Here is a 23,400-nt window from a genome sequence, read left to right on the forward strand (position 1 = left end):
GTATCCATAGCTTAGCGGTCCACGTCGGCCATCACGAAGTCGATACTCGCAACGTGGGCAATCAGGTCAGGAACGAAGCCACCACGCATCAACACGGGAATATGTTGCAGATGCGGATAGCTAGGCGTACGTATGCGGGTACGGTAGCTCATCGTGCTGCCGTCCGATGTCAGGTAATAACTGTTCAATCCCTTGGTCGCTTCGATCATCTGGAACGACTCATTAGGCTTGAGCACCGGGCCCCATGACACTTGCAGGAAGTGAGTAATCAGCGTTTCGATATGCTCCTTCATGCGTTCACGCGGCGGAGGCGTTGTCAGCGGATGATCTGCCTTGAAATCACCGGCAGGCATGTTTTTCAGACATTGATCAATGATACGAAGACTCTGACGCATCTCTTCGATACGCATCAAACCACGATCGAAAATATCGCCATTGGCTCCCACTGGTACTTCGAAGTCAAAGTTTTCGTATCCGGAATATGGGCGTGCCTTACGTGCATCGAAGTTGAAGCCGGTGGCCCTCAGGTTGGGACCAGTAATCCCCCATTCCAGCGCCTCTTTGGTATCGTAGGGTGCAATACCTTTGGTACGGTCGCGGAAGATGGCGTTGTCCTGCATGGCACGCTGATATTCGTCCAGACGCTTCGGCATCCAGTCGAGGAAGTTTTTCACCAGACGGTCCCAGCCTTTCGGCAAGTCATGCGCAGTCCCGCCGATGCGGTACCATGCCGGGTGCATGCGGAACCCAGTGACAGCCTCAATGACTTCATAGGCTTTTTGGCGATCCGTAAAGGTGAAGAAAACCGGCGACATCGCCCCCACGTCCTGATAATAAGTCCCCAGGAACAGCAGGTGAGAGGTAATACGGAAGAACTCGGCCATCATGACGCGAATGGTCGCGGCACGATCAGGTACAGTGATACCGGCCAGTTTTTCGACAGCAAGCACATAAGGGAGGTTATTCATAACACCGCCGCAGTAATCAATGCGATCGGTGTAAGGAATATAACTGTGCCAGGATTGACGTTCCGCCATTTTTTCAGCACCACGGTGGTGGTAACCGATATCAGGCACACAATCGACCACTTCTTCCCCATCCAGCTGCAATACGATACGGAAAGCACCGTGAGCCGCTGGGTGGTTAGGCCCGAAGTTCAGGAACATGAAATCACGGTCTTCGGTACCGCGTTTCATTCCCCATTCTTCCGGTACAAATTTTAGTGCGTCCTGCTCACGATCCTGATCTTCCATGGTCATGGTGTAGGGATCGTATTCCGTTGCGCGGGCATTGTAGTCCTTGCGCAATGGATGGCCTTTCCAGGTAGGGGGCATCAGGATGCGTTTAAGCTGGGGATGGCCAGTAAATTCAATACCGAACATATCCCAGGTTTCACGTTCATACCAATTGGCACTTGGCCAAACCGGAGTGACGGAAGGAAGACGCAGATTCTGTTCAAAGAGTGGCACTTTGATCATGAGATCGCGACCACGAGTCAGGTCAGTCAGGAAATAGAAAACCGTAAAATCTGCTTCAGGCAAGCCTTCACGATGTGAACGAAGACGCTCATCAACACCGTGCAGGTCATAAAGCATTTCAAACGCATGCTCTCCCTGACGAAGATAACGCATAACGTCGAGGAGATCTTCACGCGCAATCCAGAGTACCGGCATACCGGTAAGGGTATTCTGAAAATGAAAACGATCAGGACCAAAATGGTTTCGAAGCGCTTCCACTACGGGCAGGGTGTCTAACCCTGTTGGCATGATGGGGCCATGCGTCGTTGTAAAGGGATTTTCGCTCATTTCGGCTCAAACTTCGTCAGGGGTGCGTAACTGGGTCACCTTGATACGTTGATCACGCAGTTTCTCTTTTTGAGACTGCATATCTGCGCGATAAACACCTTGATCACCTACCACCCAGGAGAGTGGACGATGTTCTTCACGAACGGACTGCTGTAGTAGCTGCAATCCTTGCAGGAAGGCTTCAGGACGAGGTGGGCAACCGGGGATATAAACGTCAACGGGCAAGAATTTATCAACGCCCTGCACAACAGAATAAATATCGTACATACCGCCGGAATTGGCGCATGATCCCATGGAGATAACCCATTTGGGCTCCAGCATTTGGTCATACAGCTGCTGGATAATGGGTGCCATCTTGATGAAGCAGGTACCGGCAATCACCATGAAATCAGCCTGACGGGGGGAAGCACGCATGACCTCTGCACCAAAACGCGCCACATCATGAGGAGCAGTAAAGGCCGTGGTCATTTCCACATAACAACAGGAAAGCCCGAAGTTATAAGGCCACAGGGAATTGCTTCTTCCCCAATTCACGGCAGAACTCAATACATCATCGAGTTTCCCCATAAAAATATTGCGATGCACTTCGTCTTCGGTAGGGTCTGCATTTCCTTTCTGCCCAATGGGATAACTTTCATCCATTGGCGTATTCGGATCGATGCGCGTCAGTTTATATGACATGAAGATCGCCTCACTACGATATTTCCTGATTCTGCTTGACCTGAAAGGCAATTTTCACCCGGCTTCAGGCCACTCAATCGATTATTTCTTTAACTGACTGACATTCTTGGTCACTTTCGCTATCCAATGCTGATTGCAAGTTGCACAGCACAGATCCAGCCTTCATCAGAAGGACTCGTGTCGCGCCTGATTAGCCAGCTGTTCACGATGCTTCGGAGCCCAGTCAAGCGCTCCCATGCGGGAGTCAAAAACAAGACCTGCCAGCAGAACAAAAATGAAAATGGCGGCGCCAATCAAACCCTGCCAGCCAACTTCACGAATAGAGACGGCCCAGGCAAAAAGATAAAGGGCCTCAATATCAAAAATGACGAAAAGCATGGCGACAAGGTAGAACTTGGCCGAGAATCGGATGTGAGCGGATCCTGCACCGAGGATACCGGATTCGAAGGGAGTATTTTTCTCGTGCCCCCATGCTCGACCACCCAGAAGGCTGGCTGCACCAACCATAAAAGCCAGTAGTGCAAGGGTTGCGAGTACGAAGACAGTTATTGCCCAGTATTGCGCTATCATCGACATTCACTCATCAAGTCAGGGTACTTGCCTTGTACCCGGGCCTATTGCGGCCTTTTTTGTTCACTTGAAAGATTCTAAGAGAACCTGACAAGCCTTCTATTATTGGTTTGCAACAGTGCGCGTTTTTATCTTTAACCCGCTATTGCTGCTCGCCATTCACTTCTGTCTGACTTTCTATACAGCTTTCACTTGCCTGACATTCACTTACTAATCTTTTACCTACTATTTTTTTCCTACTATCTACTACCTACTATCTGCTACTTACTACCTAAAACCTACTCACCCCAATACCTGCTCACCATCACCCAACCGACGATATGCCTGACCACGATGATGAACATTCAGCACTGACGGAACACGTAATATTCCTACTTTCACGTGAACCAATGGCACCTGTTGGTAATACTTTTATCGCTGTCACCAACGTTGCCAGTTTCCTGCAAAAGGGTGAACAACCTCCGTTAAAACGCCTTCCAAATGGCTAGCGCCCTCTAAACGGTGATCACTATGCGTCACATTGTCGCACTTCTCAAGTTTAAAGCAACCTTAGGTGAAGACTTTGTTTTTTTCTAAGTTTCCTACATTTGTCTGAAAATCAGGGTAACAAAACCATCATGAAAAGGTGCTGTGAATGCTTCGTTAGCGTGTAGCTGGTACAGCAATACGCAGCTCAACATATAAAAAAACATTCACAAAGCTATCTTGCAAAAACACTAACCCATTGATATTAATGGATTTTATTGACACTCCCCTTCCCCGGAAAATGACAAGTATGACGAATGTTCGGCATGTACCACTTAAATAACCACACACTTTATACGTCTTAATGAAATATTTTTCTAATGTAAAAGAGTTATTGATTCGGCCCCTCATCAATGATTTGCTTCATGATAGAACATGTTTTTTTATATTCATTACGACTAATTGATAACACATGAATCAAACCACCTCACCTCCTCATCTTTTGAGTATCGCAGGCACTGACCCCAGCGGTGGCGCGGGTCAAATGGCCGATGTCAAAACATTTTCAGCATTGGGAGCCTATTCCACGAGTGTCATTACAGCGGTGCTTGCGCAGAACACGCAGGGAGTACAAAAAATTCATGCGCTCCCGGGGGATATGATCAAAGCGCAGTTGGAAAGTGTGTTTGAAGATATTTCGATAGATGCCGTCAAAATTGGCATGATTGCTGACAGAGAGACAGCACTGATCGTCAAGCAGGCACTGGAGTATTACCAGCCACGTTATGTGGTACTGGACCCGGTAATGGTCGCAAAAAGTGGTGACATGCTGGTCGATCATGCCGGGTTAGAGGCGGTGCGGGATATTCTTGTGCCGCTAGCGGATGTCATCACGCCCAACCTGCCGGAAGCAGCGGCATTATTGGGAACCAAGCCCCCCAAGGATAAAAATGCCATGGCCTCAATGCTACCCGCATTAAAACAGCTGGGCCCCGCTAATATTTTGTTAAAAGGAGGGCATCTAAGAGGGGCAGAAAGCCCAGATGTGATGCTGGTTGAAGGTAAGGTAGAGTGGCTTTCGGTTCCTCGAGTAGAAACACCCAATCTGCATGGAAGCGGCTGCACATTGGCCTCAGCCGTGGCTGCATTACTCCCTCAACGAGCCACGACGGGCGAAGCAATGCGGGATGCCAAAGCATTCATGACGGAAGCGCTCTTGGCTTCAGCCCGGCTTGAGGTTGGTAAGGGGAAAGGCCCGGCACACCACTTCTGGTCCTGGTGGTAAACGTCATTATCAGAGTTCGACACCTGTCCTCAGTGCCAAGACGAAATACTCATCAGAGAGTTTCCATATCCAGTTACGGCACTGCTTGTCACAAAAAGGAATGAACAATTCACATGAAAGCCTTGATTCAGCGTGTCACACACGCATCAGTCACAGTCGAAGGAGAAAAAATTGCGGCAATCGGCCACGGCATGTTGGCGTTGATAGGGGTGGAAAAAGAAGACGGTGAAGCCCAGGTCGATAAAATTCTGCACAAACTACTCAATTACCGCATTTTTTCTGATGAAAACGACAAAATGAACCTGGGGCTAGCCAAGAGCGGTGGAGAACTCCTGTTGGTGTCCCAATTCACGCTGGTTGCCGATACGTCCAGGGGGCTACGCCCGGGCTTTTCTCAAGGCGCCACGCCCGAGCACGGCCAGCAACTCTTCAATCTATTGCTCAAGAAAGCGCGTGAGCAATATCCTCGAGTACAAAGTGGTCAATTTGGCGCTGACATGAAAGTCGAATTACTGAATGATGGCCCTGTCACCTTTATGCTGGAAAGCTGACAGAAAGCAAATACATCCATAAAGGGCAATACACGCCCCATCACAGGAACAAAGACTTCATCCCAACAAGAAACGCCAGCGCTCGTTTTTGTCGAAGTGCTGGCGTTTCTATGAGGGATATCATCCTGCCGCTCATAGAGGTCTATACAGCGGGCTTTTGGCTCGTAAATGGCTGTACCTGCAATTTATCAATCCCCGTTGTACATCCATACCCAGGCTGCTTCATGTGAGCCACTGAATGACTGCCCTGCCAGGTAAATTGTACCTCTGCCAGCCTGGCGGCCTTGCATTGTTTTGGTACATAAGGCGATCCGTCCGGTGCCAGGTTATTCAATCCTAATGTGACATAAGCGGATTGCTGGGGCTGCAACGTAATACTGCCTCCCTGAACATCTTTACCGGATTGTTTAGTCGCTGGCTTGGCAGCTACATTGGGCCTGATCTTTTCGCCTGACGTCGTCACCCTTTGTACACCCGGGGTGCCCGATAAGATACAGGCATGATGCCCCGTATTGGTAAATGCAATGCCTTCATACACGGAACCCATGCCTGCGTCACCGCTTACACGCTTCAGCGTGAGCTCGTTGGGCTGACATGTTGAGACAGACGCATTTGATGCGGAGTCGGAAGCTCCCTGGCTCGCTGACGATGAGGCAGGGTGACTGGACATCTGACTTGATGTAAATGCACCCGAGCCTTTCTTCGCGGATGCTCCCGCAGAATTGGCAGAGCCTGATGCTCCTGCCTGTGCCGAGGACTGCGAAGAAGATTGCGTCACTGCCGGCGGCGTAGTGTGAGCGTGTTCTACATCACGATGACTCGGGGCTTTCGAACATGCAGTCAGCATCATAGCAGCGGAGATTCCGACAGAGCACAATGCTAACGCTTTCACTTTGCCTGCTTTGATGCTGCATTCTCCCCTCGTGGAAGTGTTCTGATCGGTGACCGTGGTAAGAAATCGATGTCGATTGTTTTGCATGGTCTCTCTCCTTGAGTATTTGTGACTTGCCACACGCTAATCGTAAAAGCTTATCCTTCAATACCCTCTCTGTCTGCCCCCGTATCATGCGGAACATCTTCAATCAGGCTCTGGCTTCTTCCAACGCTTCTTCAGCTTGAAGCCATACAAGCTCAGCTTCTTCCAGTGCGGCGCCAATGTCACCACGCTCACGTGTTAACTCGACCAGTTTTTCCTTGTTCTCTGGACGGTAAAGAGCATCATCCCCCAGTTGTTCTTCAAGTACTGATAACTTTTCCTGCAATGACGTCATTTTTTTCTCTGCAGCATCACGAGCCTTGGTCAAGGGTTTGAGCTGGGCTCGTTGAGCCGCGGCTTCCTTACGTTGCTGACGCTTGTCAACACGGGGCTCCTCTGCCTGTGAAGCAGCCTGTTTTGAAGAAACGCCCTCTTGTGCTCCTTCACTTGTCTCCGTCACATCTTCTGATGCATGGGCTTCATGAGAGGCTTCACCATCAGAGACTGACGATGATGGCGATGTGCGCGCAGATTGCCCTGCTCCTGCTCCTGCTCCTGTGACATGAGACTGAGACTGAGACTGAGACTGAGACTGAGACTGAGTTTTGGCTGACGACTGACGTGTTTTCAACCAACGGTGATAGTCCTCAAGGTCTCCATCAAATGGGGAGATATTGCCATCTGCAACACACCAGAAGCGGTCAACGGTAGAGCGCATCAAGTGGCGGTCGTGGGAAACAATCACGACCGCGCCTTCGAATTGAGTCAGCGCATCGGTTAATGCTTCTCGCATTTCAAGGTCAAGGTGGTTGGTCGGCTCATCCAGCAGTAGCAGGTTGGGTTTTTGCCATGCGATGATAGCCAGGGCCAATCTGGCTTTTTCACCCCCCGAAAAGTTTTCTACCTGCGCAAAGGCATCATCCCCTTTGAAATCATACCCCCCAAGAAAGTTACGTATTTCCTGCTCCGATGCCATGGGGGACATACGCTGAATGTGTACAAATGGGCTGGTCGAAAGATCAAGCGTATCCACCTGATGCTGTGCAAAGTAGCCCAATTTAAGATGTTCACCGGTCACACGTTCTCCCGCCAACAAGGGGAGTGACGCTGTAAGGGCCTTGATCAACGTGGATTTACCCGCACCGTTAGGACCAAGCAGGCCAATACGATCACCGGGAGACAGGGAAAGCCGCACATTCTCTAACAGAGGCGCCCCCTGATAGCCCACGCTCGCCTGATCCAGCGAGAGCAGCGGGGTAGAAATTTTCTCATGCGCCTGAATGCGAAAAGTGAAGGGGGACTCCGCACGCAACGGGGCTATTTCACCCATGCGTTCCAGCATTTTCAAGCGACTCTGGGCCTGCCGCGCCTTGGTCGCCTTGGCACGAAAACGCCGCACGAAATCTTCCAGTTCCGCCTTGCGTGCTTCCTGTTTCGCACGTTCGGATTCACGACTCGCCAATTGCTCGGCGCGCATTCGTTCAAAGGAAGAATAGTTACCGCTGTACAGCACCAAATGGCGATGATCAAAGTGCAAAATCCGCCCACAGACACCATCAAGGAAGTCGCGGTCGTGTGAAATCAGCAGCAGCGTTCCGGGATATTTGACCAGCCACTGTTCCAGCCAAAACAGCGCATCCAGATCCAAGTGGTTCGTAGGTTCATCGAGCAACATCAAGTCGGAGGGCATGAAGAGGGTTCTGGCCAGATTGGCACGCATCTGCCAACCACCAGAGAAATCGCTCATCGGACGTTCAAGATCCGCTTGTGTAAAGCCCAACCCCACCAATAGTCGTTGTGCACGGGAGGGGGCGCTATAACCATCGTGCTGTTCATAATCGCCCAACAACTCTGCATAACGGAGATCATCACCTTGAGCGAGCGCCGTTTCCATATCGTGCTCTATCTCGCGCAGACGATGATCGCCATCCAGCACATATTCGGTAATGGAACGATCGCGCGCCAGTATTTCCTGGGCCATATGGGCGATACGAGTACCATTGGTGATTTCGCAGTCACCTTTATCCGCACCCATTTCACCCAACAACAGCTTGAAAAGTGTCGACTTCCCCGCTCCATTGGGCCCGACGATCCCCACCTTTTCACCATCATTGATGATCAGGTTGGCATCCTCGATAAGCGTGACACCGCCCCGAAGGAGCGATAATTGGCGAAGTGCGATCATGAGTACCTCAGCGTTACAGCAAATTACGGTGAATAGAGGGTATAGTCGGGGCTACACACTGATCCCCGTGAGATCTTGAAAGGATCACGGAAACAGGCCAGCCCCTACATCCAAGGCATCCACAAAGTCGGTTAACCCACACCTATTCACCAGTGTTTTATAGAGTTTCGTGTCATTCTACATCAGAATAAGGTGATTCGAACGGGCTAACTCTCTTGGACAACGAACGTTTAAATAATGCGCGTTCAAATAACGAACGTTCGTCGGATGAACGATGGCAAGTAGCCGGACTGTCTCGCCCACGTTATAGCCCCCTATCGTAACGACAAAGAGGCTTTTCATGACGATATCTTCAGGCTCTGACGGAGTCTCATCTACAACGCTTTCGCCTAACGATATACCGGAGAAGGATGCAATAGACGAACAGCGCGTATCCGCCCTTTGGCAATTTGCATTAAGGCTCTATAGCCTGCCAGGGGTTTCAGCTACAGCACTGACTCTTCAGGATGAAGCAGGTATCGATGTACCGGAGCTGCTTTGGTTATGCTGGTTGGAACGCCATCAGGAGTCTCCAATATCATTGGAACCTTTACAGGATGTGCATGAATGGCAGCGGCAGATAACGGCTCGCCTGCGGGAGCTACGCCGATGTTTAAAACCTGTTTCTGAAGCAGAGCCACGGCTTCTACCCCTTCGTCAGAAAATAAAGGACGCCGAGCTTGAAGCCGAGAAGGAAACATTGCATCAGTTGGCACTCATTCCATGGAAAAAAGAGATACCCAATGAATCGCTTTGGGCTCAATGGCAAGGAACACTCGGCGAGAAATATGAAAAAATGATCGAAACCATAAGGGAAAAAGCGCTAACACTCTAGATGAGCCTTTGTAACGATATCCTCGCTATACAAATACCCATTGCCCATCGTGAATATACCCCAGCGGGTTGAAGGCAAGCGACACAGACATCGCAGACACTGACACCACAAATGAGGGGAATGGCAGCGAATAAATGACCTGATCATTTCGCCCGTGATAAGATCTGACACAGTTTTCATCTTCAGGGTAATGGTGTACGGAAGATTGTGGGGAACGGGAACTATTCCATGATTTCAGTACTCATACCCCTGAATGGTAATGTGATTTTTGATAACGTTTTTTGATAACAATGATCTAACGGGTACTATGCCCAGTGTAAGGTGCCTTGGCACCTTGTCTTATGAAAGGTTTTACTCAAGGAGTTTTCATGAAAAAGCTGGTGAGCGCCGCAGCAACAGGTGTTCTGATAGCAGCTCTCGCGGGCTGCTCACATTCATCCGATCAGGACGGCAATGCGTCTTCGAATGCCGCACCCAAAACCACTGATCAGAAAGTCGGTTACAGTATCGGGATGAGTGTTGCCCAGAACCTGAAACAGATTGATCCTTCGCTCGATCTGAACTCTTTCAAACAGGCGATGGACGATGTTTATGCTGATCGCGATACCAAGCTGACACAGGATCAGGCACAGCAAGTGCTGAGCCAGTTCCAACAGCAGCAGATTCAGAAACAGCGTCAGAAACAAGAGCAGTCCAGTCAGGACAACCAGAAAGCGGGCGCAGCGTTCCTGACCGACAATGCCAAGAAAGACGGCGTTAAAACTACCGCGGATGGTCTGCAATACAAAGTACTTAAATCGGGCGACAGCAAGGGTGCAAAACCCACTGGAGATGATACCGTTCGCGTCAATTATGAAGGGCGTCTGATCAACGGCACCGTGTTCGACAGCTCCTACAAACGCGGACAACCGGTTACCTTCAAGGTAAATGAAGTGATCCCCGGCTGGCAGGAAGCGTTGAAAATGATGCGTCCGGGAGACCAGTGGGAAATCTATATCCCCTCCAACCTGGCTTATGGCCCGGCGGGCGTAGGTCCTATTGGCCCCAATGAAACACTGATCTTCAAGGTAGATCTGATGGCGGTTAACCCAACCGACGACAATGATCAAAAAAGCACCGATCAACAGGATAACGACGACCAGTAATCCTCTTGTTTGATGCGATATGATAAAAGGCAAGGCTTGATAAGCCTTGCCTTTTTACCTTTGGAGCCATTACTGTTAATGATAACAGTGTTTAGCTCCCTCCTCTGACAAGCCGCTCCACAGTGATGACATACAGACTGTTTTTGGCTTGTAGAGGAGACGTTCTCGGGGCGGGGTGAAACTCCCCACCGGCGGTAACAGGCACGGCCTGAAGCCCGCGAGCGCCTTGAATCATGAATATCATGCCTTTCAAGGGTCAGCAGAGTTGGTGTAATTCCAACGCCGACGGTAAAAGTCCGGATGAGAGAGAGCGCGCAAGGTCCCATTCCAGAGCCCGGCTGCACATCACAGGTAGGCCCCTCCTTCGCGCCGTAAAAAACATTTTTCCACCACTATTTGCGAACCACGGTGTTAACGATCAAATCGTTGCCAAGAGAGGTGCATGTGCCATCATCGAATTACTCTCCCATTCACTCATCTCATTTTGTTCAGGGTGCACTACTCATGATTTTGGCAGCCATCAGCTATGCTGGCGTCAATATTACGGTGCAATGGGCAGGTATGGTGGAAGGCATCGGTTCAGCGTCTATTGCCTTTTGGCAATATCTGCTGGCAACTCTTTTCTCCTTTCCGCTGCTCTATCGTCTAGGGATACAGGCGCTGAAAACACACCACCCCTGGATGCATTTATTGCGAGTATTAATGGCAGCGGGAGGGGTACAAGTGTGGATTATTGCGCTAGCGCATGTCCCTCTGTGGCAAGCTATCGCGCTGGTCATGACCTCCCCGTTCTTTGTACTGGCAGGTGCCTCGCTGTTTTTACGCGAGCACGTTAACCCTGCCCGAATCATGGCAGCCGTCATTGGGTTTGTAGGCGCTATCATCATTATCAGGCCATGGTCACAGGCATTCAGCCTCTACTCTCTACTCCCTGTCCTTTCAGCGGGCCTGTGGGCGGGAACGTCACTGATTACCAAAGTGCTCACACGTACTGAAAGTGCCTCAAGCATTGCCATCTATCTAATGCTAATGCTGACACCTATTAATCTGGCACTATATGCCTCTTCCGGCGATGGACTACCGCATTCAGGAAACTGGATAATCCTTATCCTTGCAGGCGTTTGCACAGCGGCCTCCCAGTATTTCCTCACGCGTGCCTATTCGTTGGCCGATGCTGCTTATCTCCAGCCTTTTGATGATTTCAAACTACCACTTAACCTGATATTGGGTTGGCTTGTATTTGGAGGGATTCCGAGTCTGACCTTCTGGCCGGGTGCTGCCCTGATACTGGCAGGGTCATTAATGTTGATGGGGCATGAAGCTCATCAGTGGAAAAACAAAAGGTCACTAAAGCGGCAAACACCTGAACCTGATGGCAGCTAAACCGACAAAATAAAGAAAGAAGTTATTCACAGGCTATTCCCGTGTATAAACACAACTTCCTGTGGATAACTTGGTGGACAGTTATTTTGTAATTCCACTCTGCTGTGGGTTCCTAGAACCATAAAAGCTTCATTTGTCCAATGCCATTTTTATAAAAAGACTAAAAAAACGTATAACCCATTGAATAATAAAAACAAAATAATTATGCATTTTAGTCTTTACTGTGCCTTTATACATGCAGAGTTATGCACATGCAGACATAAGAGGGGCTTGTCAATTGTGGACATTCATTCAGCATGTTCATAATTCGAGTGGAGAATCAACCTATAAGCCGCCCTCTTACCGACATTAATGCACGCAGGGACGAGAGATATCTGTCCATGTGCCGATTAGACGATTACCTGCTTTGGCCCGAAGCTCTATACGCCATCTGACTACAGAAGAGACACATTCATCCACGGAAAGCTGCATTTGAGCCTGATGGTCATTGATAACTCGTACACCTTTCATGATTCGAGCAGGCCCTTGTCCAAGGCTTAATAAACGAAACTCGAACTGTGGGTTATCCAGATTGCTTGAGAAAGCGTCGGCCTGCACAATCCCATTGCCCTCGCTGTGCAGTCGCAACCCGAGCCGTTCACTAACGCCTGTATATGCCATACAACGTGAATGGAAGGGGGAGCACATGAGAGGCAGGGCATACCAGGTCGTATGCTTGCCGGTATTCTCGCCAAGGTAATAATTCCCCATGTACCCCAGCGCTACAACAATCGTGATGACCGTGACGATAATGAAACGGTTCAGCATGAGTGGCCGATTATGACTGTCAAAATAACGTGAGGAATCCACCTGTCCCTCTTTATCTGGAAAGGCAGTGGTAGTTCTATCACGATGGCGAAAATACCGCATGATTTATCTGTCAGGCGTCAGGACGCCTCTCCTTCATAAGGCACACTTCGATAAATAAGGTCCCATACCCCATGCCCAAGGCGTTCGCCTCTTGCCTCGAACTTGGTTAATGGCCGGGATGCCGGACGTTCCACGTAAAGCCCTGATTCAGCCGTGTTTACAAAACCACTTGCGGCTTGCATAACCTCACTCATGTGTTCTGCGTAGGCCTCCCAATCGGTCGCCATATGAAATGCCCCTCCCTCCTTAAGAACGCGGTGAATACGTTTCACGAAAGGCATCTGCACAATACGACGCTTATGATGTTTCTTTTTGGGCCATGGATCCGGGAAGAACAACTGCACCAGATCAATGGAGTGTGCCGGAAGGGAATCATCCAGTACCTTCAGCGCGTCCTCACGAAATACTCTCAGGTTAGTGATTCCGGCCTTGTCAATTTCGTCCAGCAACTTACCTACCCCGGGAGGATGCACTTCAATACCAATAAAATCCTTTTCAGGCATGGCACGGGCCTGCTCAAGCAACGAAGCCCCCATGCCGAAGCCGATTTCAACCACCCTGGGCGCCTCCCTGCCAAACTCTTTATCCAGATCAAGACGCCCCTGATCCAGTGTCAGACCCAGCCGAGGAAATACTTGCTCCAGACCTCGTTGCTGGGCAGCAGTCATGCGCCCTGCCCGAAGCACATAGCTTTTGATGCCACGGTGTCTTTCCTGATTTACATCTGACGCCTCTGACTTGATCTCATCGAGATTGCCTGTGAGGCTATCTGCAGAATGTTTCACTTCTTCCTGCCTATCGGAAGATAGTTCACGGGGTTCTGCACTCGCGGCAGTATCCTTGTCTGAATTCACGATTGAATAAGTCCTTCATGTGGAGAAGACGCCTCCGCCGCATAGGCCTTACGCGGCATTCGACCGGCAAGGAATGCTTCACGGCCTGCCTCGATAGCCTTACGCATGGCACTGGCCATCATGATCGGGTCACGGGCATGTGCAATGGCTGAGTTCATCAGAACGCCAGAGCAGCCCATTTCCATCGCAAGAGAAGCATCCGAGGGCGTGCCAATACCTGCATCTACCAGTACCGGAATACGAGCGGCGTCGATAATAAGGGATAAATTATAAGGGTTGAGAATGCCATGGCCGGAACCGATCAGGGACCCCAAGGGCATCACAGCGCTAACCCCCATGGACTCAAGCTCGGCAGCGACAATAGGGTCATCACTGGTGTAGACCATGACATCGAAGCCATCATCGATCAGCTCACGAGCGGCCTTGAGCGTCTCTACCACATTGGGGTAAAGCGTTTTTTCATCACCCAGGACTTCAAGCTTGACCAACGAATGGCCATCCAGCAGCTCCCGGGCCAGTTGGCAGGTTCTCACCGCATCGCGTGCGTTATAGCAACCCGCTGTGTTGGGAAGAAGGGTATAGCGGTCGGGACTAATCACGTCCAGCAGGTTGGGTGCATCCGGATCCTGTCCAATATTGGCCCGGCGTACGGCAAACGTCACGATCTCGGCTTCACTCGCCTTGATGGCAGCCGCTGTTTCATCCAGATCACGGTATTTACCGGTACCCACCAGCAAGCGTGAGCCAAACTCCCGACCTGCGATGGTCAGAGGTGCCATCAGTGGTGAAGTATCAGCAGGAACGGTTGTTTTCTGCGAAAGGGGGGTATTCATTCGAATCTCCTGAGAGGCGAGCGGTGTTTTATATTCAAACGCTCTACATTCCAATGTATTTCACACCTGAATGTTTTAACACTTTGAGTGATTTACACACATGTTTACATTCCGGGTATTACTTATCGTCGCTCTATTGAACATCGTTCTCTTTGAAGCGATTCATGGGACGACGTGAAATGGTGAAGCCTATAGTGCTGATCATCCATAATATTGATGATCCCTGGGGTTGAAGATTCATGGGGTTGAAGATTCATAGTGTTGACCATCTTGTCCAAACGCCCGCCAGGTCCAGAGTCACACCGGTGGTATCACATCATCGAATTACATCGTGCACTTCATTGTTAATGAGCACACAGTCATTAACATGCGCAAAGTCATTAACCACCACCGATGGCATGAACAATCTCGATGCGATCCGATGCTTTGATGGGTGTATCGGCATGCTTGGCTCTAGGAACGATTCGCTCGTTGACTTCAACAGCAATACGTCGCCCCTGAAGATCCAGTTTGGATACGAGTTCGGCGACTGTTTTCGCATCAACGTCCCGCATTTCACCATTCAATAAAAGTTGCATGATGCACATCCTCCCGAAGTACATTACTCCGACTGACCATGAAAGATTGACTGAAATACTTCACTTGTTCCAACCAAAAAAACAAGTGAACACTGCTTAATGGTCTGAAAGGCGCTATGATACCTTGTCTTATCAAGGGATTCGAATATCAGCGAATAACGAGGTTCCCCGTGTCAACCGATCATCGCCGCCCCTATTGGGTTCTGGCCGCGTTAAGTGGCGCTTTATCGATTATTCTTGGTGCATTTGGTGCACATGCACTTGGCCACAGACTCAGCGCAGAAATGCTGAATGCCTATCAAACGGGTGTTCATTATCAAATGTGGCAGACTATCGCACTCATGGGGCTATTGGCTGGTTGGAACTCTGAAGAACTGCCACGTCTAACACTGGGCTGCTGGATTATTGGTACCCTACTATTCTCCGGTTCACTCTACCTGCTGGCGCTGACTAATCTGATGCCCTTCGCATTTGTAACACCAGTGGGGGGAACTCTACTGATTATTGGCTGGTTGACATTGGCTTGGGCATGGTGGCGAAAATGAATCGATTTCACAAGGTTATCCGACCCCTCCTGCCGACTTTGCTTGGCCTGATAGTGCTGACATTATCCGGCTGTATCAGCAATGCGCTTCCCCCTCAGATGCGCCATCAGAATGCGATTACGCAAACCGGTGCCGAGATGGCGCTCAAGCTGGCAGCCGCGGCTCACTGGGGCAAGGATGCATCCAATCAGCTCATTATGGTAAGCCCACCTCTCATTTATGGCCCCGATGCAGAGGCAAAACATGCGCCCATCCGTTCAGAACAGCTTCGAAACGCGTTGGTGTATGGGTTGCTTCATCTGGATCATGCGCCGCACGTCGTCGCGTGGGCACCCAAGGACAACGAAGGTCTCGAAAGCAATCAATGGCTTCTTCAAGCAAGAATGTTCAACCGTATGCCAATCCGCTTACCCCACAAGACACTCTACCCCTATCGGCTCGAAATGCGCTTCTATCATCCGGGGCAGCGCCCTTTGTCACTGGAAACGCACGGTACTTTTGACAGTGATGAATTGAGGGTCGATAACGCAAATCAGGATTGAAAACGTCGGAATATCGGGTCGAATTCACCACCTACACAATTTACCTATCGGGTCGCGCTTTTATAGGGTTTTCCCGAGCAGATATATCGGAGGAGATATGCGTTCCTTTGCAGCACATTTGGACCGTGAAGGTCCACACAATCCATTCCCCGGGCTGGCAGCATTGGAGCGAAAACTCGGGCGGCACCTGCAACACCAATTGGGTTCAAATGAAGGGCTCGATATGCCTCATAAGTCGCTGCGCAAAATGTATGGCGATAATGTAGCCGCCCTGGCACGCCGCTATTCCGACTCTCAGTGTTATGATCTGAGGCAGTCACTTGCCGCGCTACTTGATATTCAGGCAGATCAGATCATTGTAGATGCAGGGGCAGACAGCCTGATTGCACTATGCCTGAGAGCATTCTGTGAACCGGGCGATATTGCTATCGCTGCAGCAGGCACATATCCCACTTTCAGTTATTTTGCCCAAAGCACAGGATGCCAACTGATCGAACCACATTATAAAGAAGGGCCTGGTCTACTGGCACCAAACCTGGATGCATTGGTTGAGGCTGCACAACAACACAAGGCCCGTGTCGTGTATCTCGCCAATCCTGACAACCCAAGCGGACACCTGTTTTCCAGCGCCGAGATTCGCACCTTCAAGGACCGCCTCCCTGCAGATACGACTTTAATTCTGGACGAGGCTTATCACGAATTTCAGGAAGAAAAGGACAATACGCCAATTGAAGGCGCTATCCGGCTACGTACGTTTTCAAAAGCCTATGGGATGGCAGGGCTACGTGTTGGGTACGCTATTGCAAACGAAGATGTTATCCAGCTTCTGATGAAAGCACGCATACACTATTCCGTCGCCTCGGTTTCACTCGCAATTGCCGAAATGATGGTCCTGGAGCAGGATGAAGTACATGCCCATATCGAACAGGTCAAGAAAAATAGAGCCCAACTGACGGCACTTCTTGAAAGTAAAGGGCTGGAAGTCCTGCCAAGTGCCACCAATTTTGTCGCCGTACGATTTCAGAGTGCCGAAGACGCAAGCAATGCACAAAAAGCCCTACTGGCAAAAGACGTGATTGTACATCGCCCACCGCACCCTGCATTGGGTCACATTTTGCGAATCACCACGGTAGAGGATGCGCTCACTCCCTCACATTGGGACCTGTGGGATACGAAAGCTTAAGCCGACATCAGGGCACAGGGCTCTACTACGCTGACAGGTTCCACGAGTCCTGTGACCCTGAGTTTCAACGCTCCGCAAGCGTATTGACAATGCTCTGGTTACTTTCCTGAGCCAGCCTTGCCGCAGCACAACGTTCGATAGAAGAACGTAGCAGCCATGCTTTCTCCGGATAATAAGCAAAAAGGAATTGCCCGTCCTTCATGACATCAATAATGGGTCTTGCCAGTGGTTTTGGTACCGCAGGACAGCCCCAGCTTCTACCAAGCCTGCCCAGCTCACTACCGATTTGGCCATTCACATATGTAGCCCCATGCAGAACGATATCGCGTTCCATGGCTGCACTGTTATAGCCCGGTTCCAACCCATCCATACGCAAGGAAATACCATTGTGTCCCTGATAGGTATCCCCTGTCAGATAAAGGCCCAGACTGGAAGCATGTGAATCATTCTTGTTGGAAAAACGATCGGGGATATCCCCCCCAGACCCTGAGCCATGGGCAACCAATTCATGAAAGAGCAACTTACGATGTGGAAGGTCAAATACCCATAGACGGGGCGTGCGCGAGGATCGACTATAGTCAATTACCGCCAACCGATGTGCATCAACGCCTTGCCCATGTGCCTGAGCGCAACGCATGGCTGAGAGTGCCAGCGCCAATACGTCTATATTGATACCCGGTGCCTCTTTCGCAAGACGTTGGGCTGTTGGAAAAGCGCCCGCCCCGGGTGTGCTCACATGTAAGCCATCAGGGTATTGAACCAACTGATCCGCATTGGCTTTGACAATTAACGGTGACATTAAAAAAACCGAAAATAAAACGCCGTATAAATATTTCATGGTAAAAATTAAGAGTAATAAAGGATAAAAAGGTAAAAATGGCGCAGAAAAAGCACTTAAAAAAGGATAAAAGCAATGATTATGCTATAACAATGCACCACGTGAACGTAACTGGCAACCCTTGATGCGGGTTTTCACACGTAAATATTTTTCCTGCTAATGTTCTTCACCCCGCAGAAGTTTATCCAATTGACGATAGCCCAATGCTTCAAGCAAATGCTCTCGGGTAAGTTGCTCCGATTGTTCCAGGTCTGCAATCGTCAATGCAACGCGTAGAACCCGATGATAACTGCGAGTCGAATATCCTAGACGATCCAGAGAGTGTGCCAGCCAATTGCGTTCGGTATCATCCAGACGACACGCGGCTTCCAGCGCCGGAATTGCCAATCGTGCATTTAGCACGCCCCGCATTGCCTGCCGTTCACGCGCCTTGATAACTCTCAGACGCACCACATCAGATGCTTCACCGGGCTTTTGCGCTGCCAGCACTTCAGCAGATGCCGCAACAACCTCCACTTGAAGATCAATACGATCCAGTAATGGGCCGGATATTCGAGCACGGTAGCGTTGAATTTGACTCGTGCTACAACGGCAGGCTCTTCGCGAATCTCCCAGATGCCCGCACGGGCATGGATTCATCGCAGCAATAAGCTGAAAGGCCGCTGGAAATACCGCCTGTCGCCCGACGCGTGCTATTGAGACCACTTGCATCTCCATTGGTTCTCTTAACCCTTCCAGCGCACGACGCTCGAACTCGGGAAGTTCATCAAGAAAAAGGACACCATGATGTGCCAGTGTGATTTCTCCGGGCACCAGCGGGCTACCGCCACCGATGAGAGCGGCTGCCGTGGTACCGTGGTGCGGTGTTCTAAAAGGACGAATGCCCCATTCCTGCGTAGGCGGCATCCCTGAGCGAGACCGTATAGCGGCCACTTCCAGACACTGCTCGGCTAACAATGGAGGAAGGAGTCCGGGCAAACGTGAAGCCAACATGCTTTTACCCGTACCAGGAGGGCCTGCAAACAGAAGGTTATGCCCTCCTGCAGCGGCTATCTCCAACGCACGGCGAGCCTGGAATTGACCGCGTACATCAGAAAGATCAGGTGAAACATGTATAGCCGGCGAAAGATGTGTGGTAGAAAGAGGTGTAAGGGGGCGTTGCTTTCGACAATGACTAACAACCTCCCTGAGATGGCTAACGGCAAGAACCACTAAACCTTCCACCAAGGCTGCTTCGTGGGCATCCTCTTGCGCCACCATCAACGCCGCCCCTCGTTTTTTGGCTGCTAGCGCAACAGGAAGAATCGAGCCGACGGAACGAACACTACCATCCAGCGCCAATTCTCCAACGCACTCGATGCTATTCATCGAAGAAGAATCGATTTGTCCTGAGGCCATCATCATGGCTACCGCGATGGGAAGATCAAAGCGACCCCCTTCCTTTGGAAGGTCTGCCGGCGCGAGATTGAGGGTGATACGCCGGGCCGGATAGTCCAACCCCGCATTCAACAAAGCACTACGCACCCGTTCACGGCTTTCCCTGACCGCCGTTTCAGGTAATCCGACAATGGCTAGCCCGGGCAAACCATTGGAGATATGTACTTCTACTTGCACCAAGGGCGCATCAAGCCCTACCAAGGCCCGGCTTTGTATGATAGCGATCGACATGTTGATTCCTTTTATGTTTCTGGAATCTTTTATCGACCGCTAGCCCTCATTTTGAAGCAGGAATAAATAGAAAAATGCGAATCTTCAGCTAAATCAAAGCCAAATATTATTTAATACGATAACGAAGAATATAACGGTACAGCCAGACACAGAACAGGAAGAACAGGATCAGCGTAAGAACCTGTGATATTCCGGCAAAGCTGTTACCGACGAGTGCCAACGGTGCTTCATTCCCTGTCGCACCGATCAATACAGCAATAAGGATGCCCACAAGACTTTCACCCACGATCAATCCTGAGGCCAACAGTACGCCACGACGTTTGGGGCGATCGCTGACACGCTCAACCGATTCACCCAAACGCTTGGCCCTTGATCTCAGGCGAACAGTGACCAACCAGGAAATAAAGGCCCCAAAAATCAGCGGCATATTCACGCTGGCAGGTAGATAGATTCCCATACCTACCGCAATGGCAGGAAGGCTTGCACGACCGGTACGACGTAGAAGTGAATCAATGATAATCACCACAATGCCGACAACGATGCCGTCAAACAACATGCCCCACTGCATTTGATGGTGGAAAATACCATCAGCGATTGCCGTCATCAGTGTCGCCTGAGGTGCTCCCAGCGCCTGACTAGTATCCATGCCCGGATGAGGCATGGCTCCAGTGAAGCCATAGGCTTCGTACAACAACTGCAGTACAGGAGCAATAATCAATGCACCAACAACACAGCCAATAATCAATGCGATCTGCTGCTTGGCGGGTGTGGCACCGATCAGGTAGCCTGATTTCAAATCCTGTAGATTATCGTTGGATATAGCCGCCATACAAATCACGATTGAGGTCGTGAAAAGAGTCAGAGCAATAGCCAAATGAGTGCCATCAGGCCCCAGGCTCCCTACAAGATGTTGCAAGGCTAGAATCACTAGAGCGACCAGAATCACGCCAATGATACCGATACCTGAAATGGGACTACTGGAAGAGCCAATCAGCCCCGCCATATAACCACAGGCTGCAGCCACTAGAAATCCGAAGATAAAGGCAAACAGGGTACAGGCAATAACTGTTGCCCATAGCACCGTAACGGATAGAGTGGGCGCTGCATGATGAAGAAACTGATAAAAGATAACCAACAGGGCCAGGAGCAGCAGAATAGAGAGCCCCCCGACCAGGCGTGGGGAAAGATCACGATCCATTCGTGACTGTCCGACGTCCACCTTGCTGACCGCTTTCAAAGAGCTGACAACACCCAGAAACATGGGCTTCAGCAACGTCAACAGCGTCCAGATGGCTGCAACACCAATAACACCTGCCCCCATAAAGCGTACTTGAGAAGACCACACCTGCATAGCAAGATCAGAAGGAGATATTCCTGCAGGATTAGCAGTGTGGTGCATCACCCAGGGAACGACGACTTCCCAATTGAAAACGATACCCACGAGGGTCGCAATCCCACCACGAATTCCCATCAAATAGCCGGCTCCGACCATCGCCAGCGAGAATCCCGTCGAAAACTGGAAAGCGGTACGCCCAGCAGTCACCCAATATGTGACTGAATCCGTCAATAATCGAAAGCCACTGGTAGCCAGCGCAAACAATGCAGAAATACCACTTCCAACCACCAATTCACGGCCACCGGGGAGCGCGCGTCCATCCTCAACCCCCGATTTATTGTGATGATCGGAAACGCCTTCTGTATTTTGGGTCGGACTGCCAACACGCAGGATTTCGGCCGCAGCAATTCCCTCCGGATAAGGAAGATCACTTTGTACAACCATGACATGGCGAAGAGGAATCGTGAACAGGACACCAAGAATACCGCCCGTGGCACAGATAAAAGTGGTTTGCCAAAAGGGGAAGCCACTCCAATAGCCCATCATTAATAGCCCGGGAAGGATAAAAATAACGGATGACAACGTACCTGCCGCAGAAGCCTGGGTCTGCACCATATTATTTTCGAGAATGTTCGATCCTCGAAAATAGCGCAGGACCGCCATGGATATGACCGATGCAGGAATAGACGAGGCGAAGGTCAGACCCACCTTCAGGCCCAGATATATATTGGCTGCAGTAAAAACAATTGTGATGAGTGCACCCAGAATCACACCACGCAATGTCAACTCGACGGGGGAAGATGAGGACATTTTTGTACCATTCAAAAGAGCGCCCATGGGCGCGATCAAAACCGGAAATAGTGATAACTTGCTGGCCCGGCACTCCCTGAAAGGAAGTACAGTGTAAGCCACAAAGGGTGCACCTTAACACGTCTGGCAGGAAAAGCGGGAAAGGACTTTCTACTTGAGATGAGAAACAGGCATGCAGGATGTCAGAAATACACATTCATCGTCTGATCATAATGTGCCGCCACCGCTGGTACAAAATGAAACGCACTGCTCAATAAAATAACGCATCATTGAGCGCCAGCGGCATTCATGATCAGAGTTCCCTACCCCAGTCAGCCGACTGGAAAAGAACGACCCAGCGCGCCCTTACTTGTTAGCAAGCTCTTCTGCCGGCAATTTTTCTTCAAGTTCAGCCAAGCGTTTTTCCAGAGCTTCTACACGAGCTCGTGTACGTGTCAGAACATCCATCATGATATCGAAGTCTTCTCGAGACACCAGATCCAAACGGTCAAACGCGCCTTTCATCGCACCCTGAACCGTTTTCTGAATCTCTTCGGGAGCCTGCGACACGTTGGAAAGGCGATCTCCCAGATGCTGTGCAATGCGGCCAAAAATCTCATTATTGGACATGATAATTACTCCATAAAATACTTGATAAGCGTGTGTGGCACTGCCTGTACTACAGCCATGATCCCGGGAATGATGAATTGCCTGACTTACAGCCCATGCTCTTGCTACATACTCTATATGATATGTACTTCGTGCTCTAAAGTACTCAAGACTACGAAGTATTAACCATTACGATATTGTTGACTTGTACATCTGCTGGCTCACGTACCCGTTAACACATGAATCTATAGCGTATTTGCAAAGTATCGGCAGTTTACCCACAACCCCTCATTTGATTACGACCATTACCTTGGACACCAATAATAACTCATCAGAAAGCGGATGGCATCGCTGAAGAGGTGTAGGGTCATGTATCCACTCATACGCCTGGATCGCTGACATTGACGCACCAATTTGGTGCCAATGAAAATATTTAACGGCACTTGATGCACCATCACAAGGCAAATGCCATTGACAATCCAGTCTGGTCAGTATTTTCGGCAGGACAATCCCATTCTCCACTCATCGTAACCCAATGATATTATTACAATTAATTGAAATATGGCATGATGTCTGCCCAGTGGGAGAATGACGATTCAGTTTGTCGCACCCTTGAATGGACCATCATTTTTCAGGATAAACATTCTGAGGAAATTAGCGCAAACATCAGACATTATGTGCGTAATTCACGCTATCATGACACCATATGACCACGTGAGAGAAGCCACTATACTTATTCATGCTTCGCATCCATAAATAAGAAAGGGTCGTGCACAGAAAAACAAGCAGCCACTAT

21 protein-coding genes and 1 riboswitch are annotated in these 23,400 nt (G+C 50.0%); of the genes, 8 read left to right on the forward strand and 13 right to left on the reverse strand.

The genetic code is table 11. From position 1 onward, the window contains the following. Positions 1 to 11 precede the first annotated feature (11 nt). The 3 genes from nuoC to ndhC form a co-directional block, all read right to left on the reverse strand. Positions 12 to 1,766 (reverse strand): NADH-quinone oxidoreductase subunit C/D, encoded by a 1,755-nt coding sequence (gene nuoC, locus LMG33818_RS07425; RefSeq protein WP_442322858.1) that lies wholly within the window; start codon positions 1,764 to 1,766, stop codon positions 12 to 14. 45 nt (positions 1,767 to 1,811) lie between these two features. Next, positions 1,812 to 2,486 carry a NuoB/complex I 20 kDa subunit family protein gene (locus tag LMG33818_RS07430; protein WP_442322730.1) on the reverse strand — a complete coding sequence of 225 codons (675 nt, stop codon included), beginning with the start codon at positions 2,484 to 2,486 and terminating at the stop codon, positions 1,812 to 1,814. A 165-nt stretch (positions 2,487 to 2,651) separates the two neighbouring features. Next, the gene (gene ndhC, locus LMG33818_RS07435; protein WP_442322731.1) at positions 2,652 to 3,062 is read right to left on the reverse strand and encodes an NADH-quinone oxidoreductase subunit A; all 411 of its coding nucleotides are present in this window, start codon (positions 3,060 to 3,062) and stop codon (positions 2,652 to 2,654) included. A gap of 931 nt (positions 3,063 to 3,993) precedes the next feature. On the opposite strand from ndhC, the gene thiD reads away from it, so the two are divergent. Beyond that, positions 3,994 to 4,806, forward strand: a complete 813-nt coding sequence (gene thiD, locus LMG33818_RS07440; protein ID WP_442322732.1) for a bifunctional hydroxymethylpyrimidine kinase/phosphomethylpyrimidine kinase — start codon at positions 3,994 to 3,996, stop codon at positions 4,804 to 4,806. Positions 4,807 to 4,919: 113 nt separating this feature from the next. Continuing rightward, the gene (gene dtd, locus LMG33818_RS07445) at positions 4,920 to 5,357 is read left to right on the forward strand and encodes a D-aminoacyl-tRNA deacylase (RefSeq protein WP_442322733.1); all 438 of its coding nucleotides are present in this window, start codon (positions 4,920 to 4,922) and stop codon (positions 5,355 to 5,357) included. A gap of 142 nt (positions 5,358 to 5,499) precedes the next feature. Here the strand turns inward: dtd and LMG33818_RS07450 are convergent, their stop codons facing one another. Together LMG33818_RS07450 and LMG33818_RS07455 are read right to left on the reverse strand one after the other, a co-directional pair. Beyond that, a complete protein-coding gene (locus tag LMG33818_RS07450) occupies positions 5,500 to 6,336 on the reverse strand; it encodes a DUF4232 domain-containing protein (protein WP_442322734.1) in 837 nt (278 codons plus the stop codon). A gap of 103 nt (positions 6,337 to 6,439) precedes the next feature. Next, positions 6,440 to 8,518: an ABC-F family ATP-binding cassette domain-containing protein gene (locus tag LMG33818_RS07455; RefSeq protein WP_442322735.1), complete on the reverse strand. Its 2,079-nt coding sequence runs from the start codon at positions 8,516 to 8,518 to the stop codon at positions 6,440 to 6,442. 340 nt (positions 8,519 to 8,858) lie between these two features. Here LMG33818_RS07455 and LMG33818_RS07460 point away from each other — a divergent pair, with 340 nt between their 5' ends. The 3 genes from LMG33818_RS07460 (at position 8,859) to LMG33818_RS07470 (ending at position 11,920) form a co-directional block, all read left to right on the forward strand. After that, positions 8,859 to 9,392 carry a TIGR02444 family protein gene (locus LMG33818_RS07460; RefSeq protein WP_442322736.1) on the forward strand — a complete coding sequence of 178 codons (534 nt, stop codon included), beginning with the start codon at positions 8,859 to 8,861 and terminating at the stop codon, positions 9,390 to 9,392. Positions 9,393 to 9,760: 368 nt separating this feature from the next. Beyond that, positions 9,761 to 10,537, forward strand: coding sequence for a BamJ family beta-barrel-assembly machinery protein (gene bamJ / locus LMG33818_RS07465; RefSeq protein WP_442322737.1), 777 nt, complete (start codon positions 9,761 to 9,763; stop codon positions 10,535 to 10,537). A gap of 157 nt (positions 10,538 to 10,694) precedes the next feature. Further along, a riboswitch (FMN riboswitch) is annotated at positions 10,695 to 10,853 on the forward strand. 188 nt (positions 10,854 to 11,041) lie between these two features. Next, positions 11,042 to 11,920, forward strand: coding sequence for a DMT family transporter (locus LMG33818_RS07470; protein WP_442322738.1), 879 nt, complete (start codon positions 11,042 to 11,044; stop codon positions 11,918 to 11,920). 348 nt (positions 11,921 to 12,268) lie between these two features. Here the strand turns inward: LMG33818_RS07470 and LMG33818_RS07475 are convergent, their stop codons facing one another. The 4 genes from LMG33818_RS07475 to thiS form a co-directional block, all read right to left on the reverse strand. Beyond that, positions 12,269 to 12,769, reverse strand: coding sequence for a hypothetical protein (locus tag LMG33818_RS07475; protein WP_442322739.1), 501 nt, complete (start codon positions 12,767 to 12,769; stop codon positions 12,269 to 12,271). A 77-nt stretch (positions 12,770 to 12,846) separates the two neighbouring features. Continuing rightward, entirely contained in the window at positions 12,847 to 13,497 is a 651-nt protein-coding gene (gene trmB, locus LMG33818_RS07480; protein ID WP_442322859.1) for a tRNA (guanosine(46)-N7)-methyltransferase TrmB, read from the reverse strand. 182 nt (positions 13,498 to 13,679) lie between these two features. After that, positions 13,680 to 14,516 carry a thiazole synthase gene (locus tag LMG33818_RS07485; RefSeq protein WP_442322740.1) on the reverse strand — a complete coding sequence of 279 codons (837 nt, stop codon included), beginning with the start codon at positions 14,514 to 14,516 and terminating at the stop codon, positions 13,680 to 13,682. 380 nt (positions 14,517 to 14,896) lie between these two features. Next, positions 14,897 to 15,094 (reverse strand): sulfur carrier protein ThiS, encoded by a 198-nt coding sequence (thiS, locus tag LMG33818_RS07490; protein WP_442322741.1) that lies wholly within the window; start codon positions 15,092 to 15,094, stop codon positions 14,897 to 14,899. A gap of 170 nt (positions 15,095 to 15,264) precedes the next feature. On the opposite strand from thiS, the gene LMG33818_RS07495 reads away from it, so the two are divergent. The 3 genes from LMG33818_RS07495 to LMG33818_RS07505 all read left to right on the forward strand — a co-directional run bounded on the left by LMG33818_RS07495 (position 15,265) and on the right by LMG33818_RS07505 (position 17,364). Next, positions 15,265 to 15,639 (forward strand): DUF423 domain-containing protein, encoded by a 375-nt coding sequence (locus tag LMG33818_RS07495; RefSeq protein ID WP_442322742.1) that lies wholly within the window; start codon positions 15,265 to 15,267, stop codon positions 15,637 to 15,639. Continuing rightward, positions 15,636 to 16,181: a hypothetical protein gene (locus LMG33818_RS07500; RefSeq protein WP_442322743.1), complete on the forward strand. Its 546-nt coding sequence runs from the start codon at positions 15,636 to 15,638 to the stop codon at positions 16,179 to 16,181. Before LMG33818_RS07495 ends, LMG33818_RS07500 begins: the two co-directional genes overlap by 4 nt. Before the next feature lie 97 nt (positions 16,182 to 16,278). Beyond that, positions 16,279 to 17,364, forward strand: coding sequence for a pyridoxal phosphate-dependent aminotransferase (locus LMG33818_RS07505; RefSeq protein ID WP_442322744.1), 1,086 nt, complete (start codon positions 16,279 to 16,281; stop codon positions 17,362 to 17,364). A gap of 64 nt (positions 17,365 to 17,428) precedes the next feature. Here the strand turns inward: LMG33818_RS07505 and LMG33818_RS07510 are convergent, their stop codons facing one another. From LMG33818_RS07510 to LMG33818_RS07525, 4 genes are all read right to left on the reverse strand, one after another. Next, complete coding sequence (locus LMG33818_RS07510; protein ID WP_442322745.1) at positions 17,429 to 18,163, reverse strand: murein L,D-transpeptidase catalytic domain family protein; 735 nt, start codon at positions 18,161 to 18,163, stop codon at positions 17,429 to 17,431. A 195-nt stretch (positions 18,164 to 18,358) separates the two neighbouring features. Continuing rightward, complete coding sequence (locus LMG33818_RS07515; protein WP_442322746.1) at positions 18,359 to 19,870, reverse strand: YifB family Mg chelatase-like AAA ATPase; 1,512 nt, start codon at positions 19,868 to 19,870, stop codon at positions 18,359 to 18,361. A gap of 106 nt (positions 19,871 to 19,976) precedes the next feature. Then, positions 19,977 to 22,016 carry an OPT family oligopeptide transporter gene (locus LMG33818_RS07520; protein WP_442322747.1) on the reverse strand — a complete coding sequence of 680 codons (2,040 nt, stop codon included), beginning with the start codon at positions 22,014 to 22,016 and terminating at the stop codon, positions 19,977 to 19,979. A gap of 345 nt (positions 22,017 to 22,361) precedes the next feature. Continuing rightward, positions 22,362 to 22,625, reverse strand: a complete 264-nt coding sequence (locus LMG33818_RS07525; RefSeq protein ID WP_442322748.1) for an accessory factor UbiK family protein — start codon at positions 22,623 to 22,625, stop codon at positions 22,362 to 22,364. Positions 22,626 to 23,400: the final 775 nt, after the last annotated feature.

The organism is Cernens ardua (genome assembly GCF_051251085.1).
In the GTDB taxonomy this organism is placed as follows: Bacteria; Pseudomonadota; Gammaproteobacteria; order Pseudomonadales; family Halomonadaceae; genus Cernens; species Cernens ardua.

Excerpts from the sequence above, each read along its gene's own strand:
- ndhC (WP_442322731.1), bottom strand. The coding sequence starts at position 3,062 with ATGTCGATGATAGCGCAATACTGGGCAATAACTGTCTTCGTACTCGCA.
- thiD (WP_442322732.1), top strand. The coding sequence starts at position 3,994 with ATGAATCAAACCACCTCACCTCCTCATCTTTTGAGTATCGCAGGCACT.
- nuoC (WP_442322858.1), bottom strand. The coding sequence starts at position 1,766 with ATGCCAACAGGGTTAGACACCCTGCCCGTAGTGGAAGCGCTTCGAAAC.
- LMG33818_RS07450 (WP_442322734.1), bottom strand. The coding sequence starts at position 6,336 with ATGCAAAACAATCGACATCGATTTCTTACCACGGTCACCGATCAGAAC.
- thiS (WP_442322741.1), bottom strand. The coding sequence starts at position 15,094 with ATGCAACTTTTATTGAATGGTGAAATGCGGGACGTTGATGCGAAAACA.
- LMG33818_RS07500 (WP_442322743.1), top strand. The coding sequence starts at position 15,636 with ATGAATCGATTTCACAAGGTTATCCGACCCCTCCTGCCGACTTTGCTT.
- LMG33818_RS07515 (WP_442322746.1), bottom strand. The coding sequence starts at position 19,870 with ATGTCGATCGCTATCATACAAAGCCGGGCCTTGGTAGGGCTTGATGCG.
- LMG33818_RS07505 (WP_442322744.1), top strand. The coding sequence starts at position 16,279 with ATGCGTTCCTTTGCAGCACATTTGGACCGTGAAGGTCCACACAATCCA.
- LMG33818_RS07485 (WP_442322740.1), bottom strand. The coding sequence starts at position 14,516 with ATGAATACCCCCCTTTCGCAGAAAACAACCGTTCCTGCTGATACTTCA.
- LMG33818_RS07510 (WP_442322745.1), bottom strand. The coding sequence starts at position 18,163 with ATGTCACCGTTAATTGTCAAAGCCAATGCGGATCAGTTGGTTCAATAC.
- LMG33818_RS07520 (WP_442322747.1), bottom strand. The coding sequence starts at position 22,016 with ATGTCCTCATCTTCCCCCGTCGAGTTGACATTGCGTGGTGTGATTCTG.
- LMG33818_RS07460 (WP_442322736.1), top strand. The coding sequence starts at position 8,859 with ATGACGATATCTTCAGGCTCTGACGGAGTCTCATCTACAACGCTTTCG.
- dtd (WP_442322733.1), top strand. The coding sequence starts at position 4,920 with ATGAAAGCCTTGATTCAGCGTGTCACACACGCATCAGTCACAGTCGAA.
- bamJ (WP_442322737.1), top strand. The coding sequence starts at position 9,761 with ATGAAAAAGCTGGTGAGCGCCGCAGCAACAGGTGTTCTGATAGCAGCT.
- LMG33818_RS07470 (WP_442322738.1), top strand. The coding sequence starts at position 11,042 with ATGATTTTGGCAGCCATCAGCTATGCTGGCGTCAATATTACGGTGCAA.
- LMG33818_RS07455 (WP_442322735.1), bottom strand. The coding sequence starts at position 8,518 with ATGATCGCACTTCGCCAATTATCGCTCCTTCGGGGCGGTGTCACGCTT.
- LMG33818_RS07525 (WP_442322748.1), bottom strand. The coding sequence starts at position 22,625 with ATGTCCAATAATGAGATTTTTGGCCGCATTGCACAGCATCTGGGAGAT.
- LMG33818_RS07430 (WP_442322730.1), bottom strand. The coding sequence starts at position 2,486 with ATGTCATATAAACTGACGCGCATCGATCCGAATACGCCAATGGATGAA.
- trmB (WP_442322859.1), bottom strand. The coding sequence starts at position 13,497 with ATGACTGCTGCCCAGCAACGAGGTCTGGAGCAAGTATTTCCTCGGCTG.